Source organism: Bordetella tumbae (assembly GCF_965139195.1).
Taxonomy (GTDB): Bacteria; Pseudomonadota; Gammaproteobacteria; order Burkholderiales; family Burkholderiaceae_B; genus Bordetella_A; species Bordetella_A tumbae.
On the sequence record NZ_CBCSJH010000002.1, the window covers coordinates 212,644 to 227,157 of the forward strand.

The 14,514-nt window shown below is 58.6% G+C and carries 18 protein-coding genes and 1 pseudogene; 6 read left to right on the forward strand and 13 right to left on the reverse strand.

Annotated elements, in window-relative coordinates:
- Window positions 1-109: 109 nt before the first annotated feature.
- The gene (locus ACNA0J_RS04545; protein ID WP_415816844.1) at window positions 110-625 is read right to left on the reverse strand and encodes a CinA family protein; all 516 of its coding nucleotides are present in this window, start codon (window positions 623-625) and stop codon (window positions 110-112) included.
- Window positions 626-778: 153 nt separating this feature from the next.
- Between ACNA0J_RS04545 and ACNA0J_RS04550 the strand changes: the two genes are divergently transcribed.
- The gene (locus ACNA0J_RS04550; protein WP_415816846.1) at window positions 779-2,500 is read left to right on the forward strand and encodes a hypothetical protein; all 1,722 of its coding nucleotides are present in this window, start codon (window positions 779-781) and stop codon (window positions 2,498-2,500) included.
- Here ACNA0J_RS04550 and ACNA0J_RS04555 read toward each other — a convergent pair.
- Both ACNA0J_RS04555 and ACNA0J_RS04560 read right to left on the reverse strand, forming a co-directional pair.
- Complete coding sequence (locus tag ACNA0J_RS04555; RefSeq protein WP_415816848.1) at window positions 2,497-3,495, reverse strand: SDR family oxidoreductase; 999 nt, start codon at window positions 3,493-3,495, stop codon at window positions 2,497-2,499. The genes ACNA0J_RS04550 and ACNA0J_RS04555 overlap by 4 nt on opposite strands.
- Window positions 3,496-3,607: 112 nt before the next feature.
- The gene (locus tag ACNA0J_RS04560; RefSeq protein WP_415816850.1) at window positions 3,608-4,312 is read right to left on the reverse strand and encodes an SDR family oxidoreductase; all 705 of its coding nucleotides are present in this window, start codon (window positions 4,310-4,312) and stop codon (window positions 3,608-3,610) included.
- A gap of 111 nt (window positions 4,313-4,423) precedes the next feature.
- Here ACNA0J_RS04560 and ACNA0J_RS04565 point away from each other — a divergent pair, with 111 nt between their 5' ends.
- The 4 genes from ACNA0J_RS04565 to ACNA0J_RS04580 all read left to right on the forward strand — a co-directional run bounded on the left by ACNA0J_RS04565 (window position 4,424) and on the right by ACNA0J_RS04580 (window position 7,474).
- Window positions 4,424-4,921 carry a hypothetical protein gene (locus ACNA0J_RS04565; protein WP_415816852.1) on the forward strand — a complete coding sequence of 166 codons (498 nt, stop codon included), beginning with the start codon at window positions 4,424-4,426 and terminating at the stop codon, window positions 4,919-4,921.
- A 382-nt stretch (window positions 4,922-5,303) separates the two neighbouring features.
- Window positions 5,304-5,717 (forward strand): VOC family protein, encoded by a 414-nt coding sequence (locus ACNA0J_RS04570; RefSeq protein ID WP_415816854.1) that lies wholly within the window; start codon window positions 5,304-5,306, stop codon window positions 5,715-5,717.
- A 192-nt stretch (window positions 5,718-5,909) separates the two neighbouring features.
- Entirely contained in the window at window positions 5,910-6,638 is a 729-nt protein-coding gene (locus ACNA0J_RS04575; RefSeq protein ID WP_415816856.1) for a lytic transglycosylase domain-containing protein, read from the forward strand.
- A gap of 254 nt (window positions 6,639-6,892) precedes the next feature.
- Window positions 6,893-7,474, forward strand: a complete 582-nt coding sequence (locus ACNA0J_RS04580; RefSeq protein WP_415816858.1) for an SMI1/KNR4 family protein — start codon at window positions 6,893-6,895, stop codon at window positions 7,472-7,474.
- 12 nt (window positions 7,475-7,486) lie between these two features.
- Here the strand turns inward: ACNA0J_RS04580 and ACNA0J_RS04585 are convergent.
- Window positions 7,487-7,561 (reverse strand): annotated as a pseudogene (locus ACNA0J_RS04585) (arsenical resistance protein ArsH); the annotation flags it as partial.
- 4 nt (window positions 7,562-7,565) lie between these two features.
- The gene (locus ACNA0J_RS04590; protein WP_415816860.1) at window positions 7,566-8,753 is read right to left on the reverse strand and encodes an MFS transporter; all 1,188 of its coding nucleotides are present in this window, start codon (window positions 8,751-8,753) and stop codon (window positions 7,566-7,568) included.
- A gap of 91 nt (window positions 8,754-8,844) precedes the next feature.
- Here ACNA0J_RS04590 and ACNA0J_RS04595 point away from each other — a divergent pair, with 91 nt between their 5' ends.
- Window positions 8,845-9,639, forward strand: a complete 795-nt coding sequence (locus tag ACNA0J_RS04595) for an AraC family transcriptional regulator (protein WP_415816862.1) — start codon at window positions 8,845-8,847, stop codon at window positions 9,637-9,639.
- A 43-nt stretch (window positions 9,640-9,682) separates the two neighbouring features.
- On the opposite strand, the gene arsH is transcribed toward ACNA0J_RS04595, so the two are convergent.
- From arsH to ACNA0J_RS04635, 8 genes are all read right to left on the reverse strand, one after another.
- The gene (gene arsH, locus ACNA0J_RS04600) at window positions 9,683-10,408 is read right to left on the reverse strand and encodes an arsenical resistance protein ArsH (RefSeq protein WP_415816864.1); all 726 of its coding nucleotides are present in this window, start codon (window positions 10,406-10,408) and stop codon (window positions 9,683-9,685) included.
- Window positions 10,401-10,826 (reverse strand): arsenate reductase (glutaredoxin), encoded by a 426-nt coding sequence (gene arsC, locus ACNA0J_RS04605; protein WP_415816866.1) that lies wholly within the window; start codon window positions 10,824-10,826, stop codon window positions 10,401-10,403. The genes arsH and arsC overlap by 8 nt, the downstream gene beginning before the upstream one ends.
- A 145-nt stretch (window positions 10,827-10,971) precedes the next feature.
- The gene (arsB, locus tag ACNA0J_RS04610) at window positions 10,972-12,051 is read right to left on the reverse strand and encodes an ACR3 family arsenite efflux transporter (RefSeq protein ID WP_415816868.1); all 1,080 of its coding nucleotides are present in this window, start codon (window positions 12,049-12,051) and stop codon (window positions 10,972-10,974) included.
- 60 nt (window positions 12,052-12,111) lie between these two features.
- On the reverse strand, window positions 12,112-12,606 hold the full coding sequence (locus ACNA0J_RS04615) for an ArsI/CadI family heavy metal resistance metalloenzyme (RefSeq protein WP_415816870.1): 495 nt from the start codon (window positions 12,604-12,606) through the stop codon (window positions 12,112-12,114).
- Window positions 12,607-12,619: 13 nt separating this feature from the next.
- Window positions 12,620-12,946 (reverse strand): ArsR/SmtB family transcription factor, encoded by a 327-nt coding sequence (locus ACNA0J_RS04620; RefSeq protein ID WP_415816872.1) that lies wholly within the window; start codon window positions 12,944-12,946, stop codon window positions 12,620-12,622.
- Window positions 12,947-13,108: 162 nt separating this feature from the next.
- On the reverse strand, window positions 13,109-13,276 hold the full coding sequence (locus tag ACNA0J_RS04625; protein ID WP_415816874.1) for a hypothetical protein: 168 nt from the start codon (window positions 13,274-13,276) through the stop codon (window positions 13,109-13,111).
- Between the two features lie 288 nt (window positions 13,277-13,564).
- Window positions 13,565-14,029, reverse strand: coding sequence for a DUF6644 family protein (locus tag ACNA0J_RS04630; RefSeq protein ID WP_415816876.1), 465 nt, complete (start codon window positions 14,027-14,029; stop codon window positions 13,565-13,567).
- A complete protein-coding gene (locus ACNA0J_RS04635) occupies window positions 14,029-14,412 on the reverse strand; it encodes a DUF6152 family protein (RefSeq protein ID WP_415816878.1) in 384 nt (127 codons plus the stop codon). Before ACNA0J_RS04635 ends, ACNA0J_RS04630 begins: the two co-directional genes overlap by 1 nt.
- Window positions 14,413-14,514 lie beyond the last annotated feature (102 nt).

Genomic DNA, 14,514 nt, shown 5'->3' on the forward strand with positions numbered 1-14,514 from the left:
TGGCTCCTTGTTATGGACCTTTCATTTCTTTCAGGAGCAAGTAACGTGCCTGGCCAGATCTCCGCGTTTTGAACCGCATGCCTCATACTGTGCATACAAGTCAGGCAAACTAATCATCGTTATTTCCGCGCTCTCGAGATGCCAGCCATTGCGCGTGATAGTGCTGAATACGCTGCAGTGCATACTCGGCCGCCATCTGCCTGACCTCGTTGCGACTACCGGAAAACTGGCGTGTCTCGGTGTAAATTCTGGTTGGGATACCGGGCGCGCGCAGCAGCCAGGCATAGCATTGCGTACCGGCCTCGACGCCTTCGCCGCCATCATCGGCCACACCGGTGTTGGCGATGATCACCGACGCGCCGCACCGCTCAGAGGCGCCTTTTGCCATGGCGCACGAGACCTCGGTGCTGGTCAGGTTGTATTGACGCAAAATCTCGTCGGAAACACCCAGGCAACTGCGTTTGGCGGCAGGCGAATAGACCACGAACGCACACTCCAGTAAGCCGCCCGCACCCGGCACCTCGGCCAGTTGAGCCGCAATCAGGCCGGCCGTGCAGCTTTCAGCCGTTGCCAGCGTCAGACTGCGACGGCGCATGTAGTTGGCAACGTTCTCGATCTCAGTCATTTGATCGTCCTCCGGCGGCGATTTGTGCGGATCGAATCAGGAATCGGGCAGGGGAGGTATTCATGCTGGCGCAGCAGCAAGCCTCGTTCCTGGTTGGGTACGCGACTTGCAGTATGTGTCTATCCCACCTCATCAGCCCTCAGGGAAATTCCCATGCTCGAATCGCTCTCTCAGTACTCGGTCACGCAATCGGCATCAGTTCCGCGCCACACCTACCCAGCGGCGATCAATCGCCAGCGCGTTTATTTGCCTGCAGAGCTGGGACGTCGCGTAGCCGAACGGTTACAGGTTATGCGGGCGCAGCGATGGGTATCGCGGTTATGGGCAGGCGACGCCAAACTATGGACCGATACTGACGAGAGCAATTGGATGGGATGGGTCGACCCGTCACGGCAGGAACCTGTGATACGGCGTTATCTGGCTCAATGTGCGCGGCTGAGAGACAACGGCTGCGTCAACGCGATCCTGATGGGCATGGGCGGTGCCGCCCTGGGGGCACATGTCCTGCAAAATGCCTTGGGTAGCACAGCGGGCGGTTTACGCTTGCATGTACTTGACTCGACCGACCCGGACCAAGTGGCGGCACTGCAGCGCCGGGTTGCGCCGGAAAGCTGCCTGCACATTGTGGCCAGCAAATCGGGCACGACAATGGAATCAACACTGCTCGCCCGGCACTTTTATGAAGTTGCTCGCGAGAGTATCGGTGATAGTGCGGGCCGGCACTTTTGCGCCATTACCGATCCGGGTTCGCCGTTGCAGGCTCTTGCAGAGGAGCAAGGGTATGCCGCCATTTTTACCGGTGATCGGACAGTGGGAGGACGCTACTCTGTGCTCTCGGCCTTTGGCCTGGTGCCGCTGGTCCTGATGGGCCACGACCCGATGGAGTTTCTACGCAATGCCAAGCTGCTGCGTAATCACTGCGGGCCGCGAGTTCCACTGAACAACAATCCTGCCGCTTTGTTAGGGGCTACGCTAGGCGAAGCGGCCCTCGCTCACCGCGACAAGGTCACTATCTGGGCTGAACCTGAGCTCGAGGGTCTCGGCGAATGGATTGAGCAGTTGTTAGCCGAATCGACAGGGAAGCTTGGCGGCGGCTTGATCCCTGTCAATCAAGAGCCGATAGCGCAGGCGAACCGGTATTCATCAGACCGCCTGTTCGTCATATTGCGCCATGGGACCACCATGGAGCGGCAACGGGATGCCTTGCGATCGGCCGGCCAAGCGGTCATCGATGTGGAAATCGGCGACGGCGCCGCATTGGCGCAGGAGTTCTATCGCTGGCAATTCGCCACCGCCTTGGCGGGCTCCATCCTGCAGGTCAATCCCTTTGATCAGCCGGACGTGGAGGCCAGCAAATCGCGCACGCGCCGATTGCTCGGTGCCCCTGTGACGCCGGCAAACGGGCAACGTTACGGCAGTCTGATTGTTGACACCGGCAGTAAACAGGACCTGGGCGAATGGCTGCAGACGCAGGCTGCGCGCTATTTCGCGTTGCTCGCTTACGTTCCGTGCAACTCCCGTAACCGCGCGTGGCTCTCGTATTGGCAAGGCCGGCTACGAGACCTGTCCGGTACTGCGGCCACCGCGGGATTCGGGCCACGTTATCTCCATGCCAGCGGCCAACTGCACAAGGGCGGCCCAGCAGGCGGTGCTTATCTTTTCATCGGCCGCCAGGCCTGCGACGCCAACGAACTGGGCAGATGCCAAGCCGCCCAGGCGCAGGCCGACTTGGCAGAACTCCGTGCCCGCGGCAGACGTTGCGCCGCCGTCTGGTTCGCCGCAGATGCCGTCCAGGGGATGCGCGATCTGGGGGCACTGCTGGAGCTGGCTCTGGGCGTCACAGGCGCCATCGCCGCGGATGCAGCCCTGACCTAGTGGCGACGTCGAGCCAGTGCCGTGCCAACCAACAGCACCGCACCCGTCCCCAGCCAGAACATCCCTTTACCGCGCGTGTTGACTTCCGTGTAATAACTATGGCGCCGAACCTTTGAGGGCGACGGCGTTGCGGTTCGGACGCCAGGTTCGTATAACCCATCGCCGCCTTCGCTGGCCGGGACGTTGCTGCGTTGATGCCGTGTCAGCCAGCCTCCCAGCGCGTCCATCAAGCCCGGTGCGCGATGGCCAAGGGAAGCCATTATCTTGGCTGCCGAGCCGACATACAGATCACGCTGCGGTTTGTGGGCTGCATACAGAATGGCCTGCGCTACCGCTTCCGGCGAATAAATGGGAGGCGGCAAGACGGGCTCGACATCCATATAGTTACGAGCGCGGCGTGTGTAGTCCGTATCGATGGACCCGGGCTTGATCAGCGTCACGCTCACTGGCAGGTTTTCATGCATCAGCTCCATGCGCAAGGCATCGGTAAATCCTTTCACCGCATGCTTGGCGGCAGAATATGCGCCCTGCATGGGAATCGCGCGGTCAGAGACCTCGCTGCCCACATTGATCAGCGCACCGCCTCGCTCTCGCAGATAGGGCACGGCCGTCAGCGAGCCATACACCACACCCCAATAGTCCGTCTCGAAGAGCTTGCGTTGATCTTCAATCGGCACACTTTGCAATGGTCCAAAAATAGACACGCCGGCGTTGTTCACCCAGGTATCGACCGAACCATAGGCTTCCAGCGCGGCCTGCAGTAATCTGTGATGATCTTCCTCGATCCCGACGTCCATCGTTACGGTCGTGACCTGACCGCCTTCAGTCCGGATCGATTCTGCCACCTTGTCCAATTCAGCCGCATCGCGGCCAGCCAAGACGACCCGAGCACCTGCCCGGGCGGCGGCGCGGCCGGTTGCCGCCCCAATACCGCTGCTGCCCCCGGTGATGACGAGCACTTGTTCAGCCAGCGGTTTCAAGTTCAATTTACGCATCGTGACCTCCCTGTGAAAGCAGGGCAGGCCAGCAAGACACATGCCTGGATGGGCTTGCCTCTATCGCCAAATGCGTGAAAAACCGCGCGCGACGAGTTAGGCCATGGACTCGTCACACCGATCGCGTCAATCCGCCATCGACTCGAATATTCTGGCCAGTGATGTACGCCGCGCCTTCGCTGGCCAAGAATGCCACCGTCGCAGCAATCTCATCGCTCGTGCCATAGCGTTTCAATGGCACGTTATCACGGCGCTCATCGCGCTGCGGCAAACTGTCGATCCAGCCCGGCAAGACGTTATTGATACGAATATTGTCCTGGGCATACGTATCGGCAAAAATCTTGCTGAACGCTGCCAACCCGGCGCGAAACACCGCCGACGTCGGAAACATATCGCTAGGCTCGAATGCCCACGCGGTGGAAATATTGATGATCGCGCCGCCTTTCTGTTTCTGCATGACCGGGGTCACCAGGCGAGTCGGGCGGATCACGTTCATCAAATAGGTGTCCATCCCCTTGTGCCAGTCATCGTCGCTGATCTCCAGAATCGGCGCGCGCGGTCCGTGCCCGGCGCTATTGACCAGCACGTCGATCCGATCCCATTTTGCGATGGCCGCATCGACCAGACGGCGCAGATCGTCATTGGACTGATTGCTGCCCGTGACGCCGATGCCGCCCAGTTCCTGGGCCAATGCCTCGCCCTTGCCGGACGACGACAAAATCCCCACCTTGAAACCGTCCGCAGCCAGGCGTTTGGCTGCCGCCGCGCCCATTCCGCTGCCGCCTGCGATGATTAGCGCTACTTTTTCTGCTGTCATTGTGGGTGACTCCTGATGTTCTAGACCCTATATCGTAAAGGGTAGGGGGAGACTCGTGATAAATTCCCCCACCATCCACATGTTTCGCGACCTTTTTACTTGGCGATGTCAGTGACTTCTAAATCCAGTAATCAACCCGTTCGGCAGTTTGCAGCGACTATCGGTGCGTTTTGCGTCGGTTTGACCTTGATGGTTTCTGCCGCCAATAGCCTCGCACAAGCAGCAGCCGGCGCTGAAGTCGCACAGACGCTCTCGTCCATGGGCCGTCCGGCACCAGGTACCGACACCTTTGGGCAGCCGCAGTATGTACTCTCCGGCGAGCCGATCGTGCCGCCGCGCGATTACAGCAAAAGCATCGAGGTCCCGCAGCCGCAGGACTACGATCCCCGGGCGGTCGGCATCATCTACGACGTCTGCTTCCTGGGCATCGAAGACGGAAATATGCAGTTCGAGATCCGTGGCTTTTCCGCCGAGGACCTGGATTTGCCCGAAAGCGGCCAGACCATGGAGTTTCCTGCGGATCAAAAAACCATTGTCATCCGCGACCTGACGATCGAAATCGATGAGGTACTGCCGGGCAGTTTGACGTACGTGGTTCGACGGTCGTGATCGCTCAGCGGCTGCATGCCGCGGCTGCATGTCGCAGTTGACCATCAATCGTTGAACTACGTATACTGCTCGGGCTGCTTGCCAATCAAGCAGCCGTAAGCGTTACCGTCATCCAACGCGTCCTTTTCCGAGAGGAGTCCAGCTGGACAGTTCTCGGTTAACCTGACGCCGTTTCGATGACAGCATTTTTCATCTGTCCGGGCTCCAGCCGGACCCGAACATTTCCCCCGATTTCATTGGCGCCTTTTGGTGATTTTCATCGCCGATGGCTGCTTTCGCGCGGCTATGTCCTATACGGCATACCCGGGCAAAGCAGGGGAGCAGCAAGATTCTGTCGGTCTGATGCGGCTTCAAAAGCAACTCACTCATCAAGACTTAAATCATGAACCTTACTGATAACACCTTTCCAGTCCAGTGCAAGGGTCTGTTGAATCATCTCAGCTTTCCGACGACAGACCCGATGGCCACCGCTGTTTTCTTCCAAAAGTATTTTGGATGCGAGATTGTTGCCGCCGGCGACGCCATCCTGCTCAAGCGCGATGGCATGGATATCGTGCTGGACCACACCTCGAGTCCGGTCCAGTGGCCGGGCAATTTCCATTTTGGCTTCGAGGTCGCTACGCTGGACCAAGTACGCGAGCTATATCGCGTCTTTAAAGAAGACGGCGTCAAAATGGAGACCGAAGTCTTCAACAACTCCCGCGGATCCCGCTTTTTTTGCTGCACTCCCGAAGGCATCCTGATCGAAGTAAATACCCGAGAGGACAAGGAAGACGATTGGCGTAAGTTGTTTTAGAAAGCCCAACGGTTGAAAGTTAGAGACAACCACGGTCGCTAGGCATTGATCCGTGTCATGGGCACGGATCAATGCAAATAGCCTCGATCAAATAACTGTCACATTTCTGTCGTAGCATCGGCACCCGACGCAGGGGCAGTACGCGCTCGCGGCGTAAAACTGTATCCAGATGACACGACCGGGGAGGGCACATTGAAAAGGAAATCGTGGCGCAATACCGCCGGACTTTTCATCGCCGGTTTGATCTTGCTGGGGTTGCCGCCCACGGCATTGGCCCAGACATCGAAAACCAAGGCGAAAACAAAAACAACGGCCAACAAGCACCATGCGCCCGCACCACCTGCCATGCAGATCATCGAAAACGGTATTGTCGTTGCCGAGATCAACCTCCATGGCGGTGAGCTGGTGTTGTCGTATCCGGCGCCTACAGTAGCAAAAACCGCTAAAGCCGCTAAAACAGCGCCCCGGCAACCGCCATCGCAAGCGATCCACGACCCAGTCCGGCTCTATGATCCGGTGATCCGAGAGGCCGCATGGCGTTACGGTATGGACCCCGACTTGCTGCACGCGGTGATCAAAGTGGAGTCCAATTACAACCCACATGCGGTTTCGCCCAAGGGCGCTACGGGTTTGATGCAAATCATGCCGGCCACGGGTGTCGAGCTGGGTTTCGCCAATCCGCGCCGGGATTTATTGATTCCGGCCAACAACATCGACGCGGGAGCCCGGTATCTGGCATGGCTGAAGGATCAATTCGACGGCGATCTGAGTCTGGCGCTCGCCGCCTACAACGCCGGCATAGGGGCCGTGGCGCGGAACCAGGCGCTGTCCAATTATCCCGAAACTAGCAAGTACGTCAGGTCTGTCTTGGACCTGTACCGTCAGGCTGAGCTGACCGCCTTGCTGCGTGCACGCTATTAAAACGATTCTAGGAGCCTGAGTCCTCGAATCCTGGGCAGGGCGGTCGCATAGTCACGCCGTAGCAGGCCTGTGCATGGCCTTGCTGCTCCTCCTGGGACTTGGCGGTGCAGGTGTCTACGCCAAGCCGCGATGAAATGCGCAGCGTGCGCATGGCGCGTGCGGGCGCTAGCGTCTGAGAGAAGGTATAGTGATGCGCCCTCAAGGTTCGCGCCTTTGCGGCGAACCAGGATTTGTCTTTGATTCAGGAAGTTTGCATGACCATGACCGCCGAACAGTTTCACGAACGCATGTGGGAGATCCTGGAACTCGTGGACACTGACTATTTCGAGGCCCTGTCCGCACCCGCGCCCGACGCGAAAGCGATCGCCGGCCTGGAGGCCGCTGTCGGTTTTCCGCTGCCGGCGGCGTTTGCGGCCTTCTGCCAGCGCAGCAACGGTCTGTCCGTGATAGCGCGCGAAGAAGTCTGGCCGTATGCGCAGGAATTCGAGGTGGGCCCCGCCTGGACTTTCTGGCGTGGCCTGGTGCTGCTGGGTATCGATGCGCCGGAGTTGCCCGAATGGGCCAGCATTTCGGCGCATCAGCGTCAGCTCGCCGAGGCCGGTTTGCCCGGCATCCTGCCCGTGCTGAAGATCGTCGGCGACGGCGGCCGGATCTGGGGGGTGGATCAGAAGGGGACAGTCGTCGTGATTGATGACTTGACCGATCCAGAGCCGCTGACGGGTGACCTCACCGACCTCTACGCCGAGCAGATCGCCGATCTGGTGCAACGCCAGCAGGATATGGCGCTGCGATTGACCGAGCGCGCGACGCGCAAGAAACCCAGGTTGCCGGGATAGCGGGCAGCAAGTGGTTGGGCGCACGGCGCCGGTCGACAACAGTATCCAATCAATCTGGGTTTTCATCAGGCCTGTCATTGCGCCATGACAATCATGCCGCGTGGCTTATCTTTTGAGCTCGACCAGCTCGCATGCCGATGACCACCGCCAGTAGCGCCAGCACAGTGCACAGTCCAAGCGGAACGTCCCACCCGCCCAGCGAGTCGTGCAGTGCACCCATGGCCATCGGGCCTGCTGCGGCCAGCAGATAGCCGATACACTGCGCCATTCCAGACAAAGCTGCCGCTTGCTGCGCGGTAGTCGTGCGCAGACTGATAAAGGCCAAGCCAAGAATGATGCCTGCGCCAGTGCCTATACCGAACAGGACCGACCACACGAACGCGAACTCGGGTGCCGCCATGAAGCCGGCAAGCGCGATGGCCGAGCACAGCGCAACCACCGCCGCCGCCAAGCGCTGGTCCCGCATTCGACGCATGATCGGTGCGAGCAGAAAACCAGGTATTGCCGTGGCCAACTGCAATACGCCATGCAAGGATCCTGCCTGGTTTGGCGACATTCCCGATTCCGTCAGGATGGTAGGCAGCCACCCAATCGCCACGTAATAAATCGTCGAATTCAGGCCAAGGAACAGCGTGACCTGCCACGCCAGGGCGGAACGCCAGACCGTGCCGCCATGAGGCGGGGTGGCTGTACCTGGAGCGGGCCGCGAATGCCCCGCCAATTGAGCGGACCACACGGCGATCGCCGTCACCGGCAGAATAAGAAAAGCCAACAGGGCCGTGTTCCATCCCCACGTCTGTGCGAGAGGAGCAATAGCGGCTGAGCCTAGCGCGGCCGCAACGCCCATTGCGAGCGCATACGCGCTCGTAATCGCCGTGACATTGTGCGGAAAATCGCGTTTGACCAAGCTTGGCAGCAACACGTTTCCGACAGCAATACCCATTCCGATGATCCATGTGCCGAGATACAGGCTCCAGATCGACCCGGCCGACCGGATCGCGATGCCGGCGGTGACCGCGATCATCGCACCGAACAACGTGCGCTCTAACCCGTACTCACGGGCAAAAAGCGCGCTGAAGGGTGAAAGCAGGGCGAATGCGAGCAAGGGAAGGGTGGTGAGGGCGCCGGCGGCCGTCGTGCTCAGTCCCAGGTCGGTGCGAATCGCGTCCAGGAGCGGAGGCAATCCCGTGATCGGCGCGCGCAGATTTGCGGCAATCAAGAGGATTCCGATGAACAGAATAGGGTACGTTGAGGCTCGACTGCGTGTTGATGTCGTCATGGAGTTTCAAGGAAACACTAGGGAATTCCCTGACTCTACCTCCCAAGACAGTGATCATAATAGAGAATGAATGACAATTAATCGCTAAAACATGACAACTCGTGCTCCGTTAGATCAGACGCTATGCCATTTCGACCCAGACGAGAGCGACCGGCCTGTCATTGCCTGGCGCATCGAAGTCGAGCAAAACGATGCCGAACAACCCGTGCATATGCATCGCAAAGGTCAGCTCATCATGGCATTGCACGGTGGCGTGACGTGCGAAGTCCCACAAGCGATGTGGATGGTTCCTCCGCATCATGCGGTCTGGATACCGGGCGGAATGCCGCACAGCAATCGGGCTACCGACAATGCTCGGATCTACTTTCTATTCATCGAGCCGGCAGCTGCCCGAATGCCGCAAGAATGCTGCACGGTGGCAATCTCTCCGATGGTGCGGGAAATGATCAAGTACCTCGCGGATCTAGGGCCCGACTACCCAGACGAGGGTCCGACCGCCAGATTGGTAGCAGTGCTGCTTGATCAGATTTCGGTGGCGCCTGTTGAGCAACTGCATCTCCCGATCTCGCGACATCCCAAGATCCGGCGCATTACCGATGCGCTGGCCACAGATCCGTCTGATCGGACGACTTTGGCAGATTGGGGTGACCGATTGGCGATGAGCGAACGAACCTTGGCGCGTTTGGTCATCCGAGAAACAGGGCTAACGTTCGGGCGCTGGCGACAACAGCTTCATCTCATCGTTGCCTTGCGTCAGTTGGCGGCAGGAGCGACAGTGCAGCAAGTTGCCGGGAATCTCGGCTATGACTCGGTCACGGCGTTTATTACGATGTTCAAGAAGGCTCTGGGGCAACCGCCGGCGCAGTACTTTTCTACGTTGCGGTAAAAGCAGGGGCGCGTGGCTTGGTCTATCGTTACAGATCAAATGCTCAGATGGATTGTTGGTTCAGCCGCTTTGAGAGTGCAGCGGACGTTTCTTTACGTTCGCTATAACGGTCCAACAAATACGGTTCGATATCGCGTGTGAGCAAAGTGAACTTCATCAGTTCCTCGACGACGTCGACGATTCGATCATAGTACGGGGACGGCTTCATCCGCCCGCTGTCATCGAATTCCTGATAAGCCTTGGCCACGGAAGATTGATTGGGAATCGTCAACATCCGCATCCAACGCCCCAGCACTCGCATCTGGTTCACGGCATTAAAGGACTGCGAACCGCCCGACACCTGCATCACCGCGAGCGTCTTGCCTTGAGTGGGGCGCACGGCGCCGGCTGACAACGGTATCCAGTCGATCTGCGTCTTCATTAGCCCTGTCATGGCGCCGTGACGTTCGGGTGAGCACCAGACCATCCCTTCAGACCACTGGGCCAACTCGTGCAGTTCTTGTACCTTTGAATGCCCTTCGCTGGCAGCGTCATCTACCAACGGCAAACCTGAGGGATTAAACAACCGGGTTTCGCCGCCCAAGGCACGAAGCAACCGCCCGGCTTCCTCGGCGACGAGGCGGCTGTAGGAACGCTCGCGCAAGGAACCGTACAGCAACAGAAAACGCGGAGCATGAGTGGCCCGTTGCAGAGGAAACAACGAGGCCTCGTTTGGTGCTTGGAACAATGAGCCGTCGACGTTCGGCAGATCTTTCAGGGCATCAGACACGTCGTCCCTCCGCGTCGATGACCGGCTCACCGTCTTCTTTGTTGAAAGCACCGCGTTGCGGCTGGGGCAGGATGTCCAAGACAGCCTCCGAGGGCCGGCACAGGCGGGTTCCCATCGGCGTGACGACAATCGGGCGGTTGATGAGAATAGGGTGTTCGAGCATGAAATCTATTAATTGCTCATCGGTCCACTTCGGATCCGACAACCCCAACGCATCGTACGGCGTGCCTTTTTGGCGAAGGACATCGCGTACGGGAGTGCCCATGGCAGCGATCAACGCCCTGAGCGTTTCCCTGTCGGGCGGGGTTTTCAGATACTCAATGACGTGTGGCTCCTCGCCACTGTTTCGAATGAGGCCCAATACGTTTCGAGAGGTGCCACAGCCGGGGTTGTGATAAATCGTGATTGAACAACTCATAAAATGCCTCTTGTTTCAAAACTAAAATTTCAACGCTGTGCTGATGAACCATGTCGAAGCGAAGACAAAGGCGAGGAGGGGGGTTGGCAGTGTTTGGGCTGTTGCCCACGTTGCCAACGTCACGAACAGGAGCAGCGCGCACAAATCAATTCCGCTTGGCGCCGGCGTCGTACCAGTCTTTGCTTTGGTTGACGATCCGCACGACGAGCAACATGACAGGAACCTCGATCAGCACGCCCACGACGGTCGCCAGGGCGGCACCGGACTGGAAGCCGAACAGGCTGATCGCAGCAGCGACGGCCAGCTCGAAGAAGTTGGACGCTCCGATCAGCGCGGATGGACACGCGATGCTGTGCTGCTCTCCGACGCGGCGATTGAGCCAGTACGCCAGGCCCGAGTTGAAAAATACCTGGATGAGGATGGGCACAGCCAGCATCGCGATCACCAACGGCTGGCCAATGATCGCCTCGCCCTGGAACGCAAACAACAGGACCAGCGTCAGCAGCAAGGCCCCCATCGAGAACGGTCCGATGCGTGCCAATGCTGCCTCAAAAGAGGCTTGCCCTCGACGTAGCAGTGCACGGCGCCACCATTGGGCAAGGATGACGGGAATCACAATGTACAGTCCCACGGAGACGAGCAGCGTGTCCCATGGCACCGTGATGGCCGATAGGCCCAGCAACAGCCCGACAACCGGCGCAAAGGCAAACACCATGATGGTGTCATTGAGGGCAACCTGGGACAGCGTGAAGACTGGATCACCACCCGTTAATCGGCTCCAGACGAAGACCATGGCCGTGCAAGGAGCAGCAGCCAGGAGGATCAGACCTGCGATGTAGCTATCCAGCTGGTCGGCAGGCAACCACGGGGAAAAGATCTGCCGGATGAACAGCCAGCCCAGAAAAGCCATGGAAAACGGCTTTACGGCCCAGTTGATGAACAGCGTCACGCCGATGCCGCGCCAGTGTTGTTTGACCTGTCCCAGCGCGCCGAAGTCCACTTTCAACAGCATCGGAATAATCATGACCCAGATCAGAATTCCGACCGGCAGATTGACCTGGGCGATTTCTAGACTCCCTATCGCTTGAAACACCGTGGGCATGAACTGCCCAAGGACAACGCCCAACACGATGCAAAGAAAAACCCACAACGTGAGGTAGCGTTCGAAGGCGTTCATGTGGGAAGGCTGGCGTGAAGCGATTGCTGCTTGTGCACTGGAAGACATCGACTTATTCCGGGGTTTTGCCGATGCCGCGCAGTTGGGACTGGAGTGACATGGGAACTCCTAGCAGCAACGGGTGGTGGAATTGACCATCGGAGAGCAGCAACTGGTTGGTGCCGGGATTTGGGCAGGCGTCGGACAACAGGCACTTGTTGTTGGTGTGCCTGCGGACTCCTCGCGCGACTGGCCATACACAGGGATCGTGCCGAGCGTGTGGAAATGTTCCCACGCCAGGCCCTGGGGATCAGTGACCCAGTATTTATCACTACGGGCGTAGCAACATGACGCCATTCCCTGGTCTTCCAGAACAAGACTCGCCGCCTCTGCCCGAGACTTCAGCTCAGCGAGTTCGTCCGCGCTCTCAGCCTGTATCCCGAAGTGATCCACTCCGTAGCCCGACCCTCTGGTGGATATCGCGAAATTCACGGGGGGATCGTCGAGCATCCACTTTGCGTAATCTGACTCAACCCGAGCAGGATCCCGGGAGAACAATTGCGAGTAAAAGCCGATGTTCTTGGCGAGATCATCGACGTGCAAATGGACATGAAAACGCTTCATGGACAACTCCTCATCAGCAGGAAGTGCAGGCGCCGGGATCGGACGCCTCACATGGCGCACCTTGACAGCAGTGCTCGGTGAGATAGCCGAGCAACCCGTTCATCTGGGAAAAATCGGCGCGGTAGATCAGGTTGCGGCCCTGTTGTTCCACCGTGATCAACCCTGCATGCGATAGCTCCTTTAGATGAAAGGACAGAGCATTACGGGCGACGCCGAGCTGATCAGCCAGGACGCTGGGAGTGAGGCCAGACGGACCCGCTACGACCAGGGCGCGAAATGTGCGCAACCGTTGGTTGTGAGCCAGGGCACCGAGTGCAGAGATAGCTTGATCTTCATTCATAATTCAATAATACATCAATCATTGAATTATAGGGAAAGCTTGTTTCAGTGTTGAACGACACGCGAAACTAGGGGTGCAAAGATGGGCCTGACCCAGGTCAGGCCGGTTCAGCGCCGCCGTCAGGCGGGCTGAAGGATGCCGGTGGCGAACTGCTGTCGGAAATTAACCCGAGTGCGGGCGCTTGCCGGGATTTTTCTTGTGGTGGGTATGCGAGCCACGCTCCAGGCTGCTACGCTGGCCGCCGCCTTGTTTCTTAAAGGTCACGCCCTTGGGAGCGGCGGGAGCGGGAGTGCGCTTGCGGTCGGCTTCCGTAACGATCTTATTGCCCATGGAAATCTCTCTAGTTTGGTAAAACCCGCTATTGTTCCACATTCAGTCGGTTTTTTCTTGCGAAGCAGGAAACAAGGCAGCGGAAATCATTGCGGTTTGTCTTGAGCGTGCAAACGGACGGGTGTGGCTGGCGGGGTTCCCGATTCCGTGCAAATTCATTACTTTACATAATATACATTATGCGGTTATTAGATAGGCATAAAGCCGACCTCATTTCGACCGCCTGAAATCATCTGCCGTGTCCCTTTTGACTCGTTTTCGTGCAGATCCTGGCCAATACCCGGCGCACTATAAAAAACCGATCCAACGTCCCGCAACGATGGCACCCAGCCAGACAAACAGCGACATAGCCGCGTGCAGCCTGACTCTTGCTGGTATCGCCTCGCTTTGCAAGGCCTGACTCCATAGGCCCCCGTAATGCAGCCACAGAGCATTAGCGATTCCCAAGGCCAGCAATCCCAGCTTTGCGAGAAACGCAGAATTATCCAGGTAGTTCTGAGGATTGACGGCGAACAGGCACACCCCTGTTAACAGCGCCGCTACGAGCCCCGCAGCCGCCAAGCGCGATAGATAAGGCCCTGCCGTGGCCAGTGGCAGCGTGCGTGCAGCCCCCAACAAGCGCAAATCCAGCGCCGCGACAGCGCCAAAAAGCAGGCCAATCGACGCGACATGCCCTGCGTTGACCAGCAAATAGGCGGTGCCGGAACGACGCAGCATCCCTGCCAGGGGCCAGCCAGCAATCCAGTCCAGCATTATTTTTTAATGCGGTCCGGATAGATATCGTAGGTTTTGCCGCCTACGGTGATTTGCACTGCCTTCATGCGTTTTTCCGCATGGTCCTGCGCGCGGTTGCCTGTCGCGGTAATAGCATCGCCTGGTTTGGCGGATGATTCATCAAATCCGGCGCGGCTGGTCTGGGTGGGATTGCCCAGCTCTACGCGCCACAATCCATCCTGAGTTTCGACATCCAGCCAAGGATGCGGCGGCGCGACCTGCACTTGCTTGACCGTACCATCCAGCTTGATTTGCTCGGCGTCGGCCCATGACCAGCCGTGGTGCGCCAGCGCCTGTGGCGCGGCAATGAAGACGGAGACAGCCGTGCACAGAGTGCTGGCTGCGATGAGGCGGTGAGACATGACGACACCTTTGACGTTGTGCTCCACTATCCATCAACTGGCAATAAATCGTCGCCAGCCGGCATGTAAAAGACTATAGCGCAGTCTTTTTTGCCATTGCGT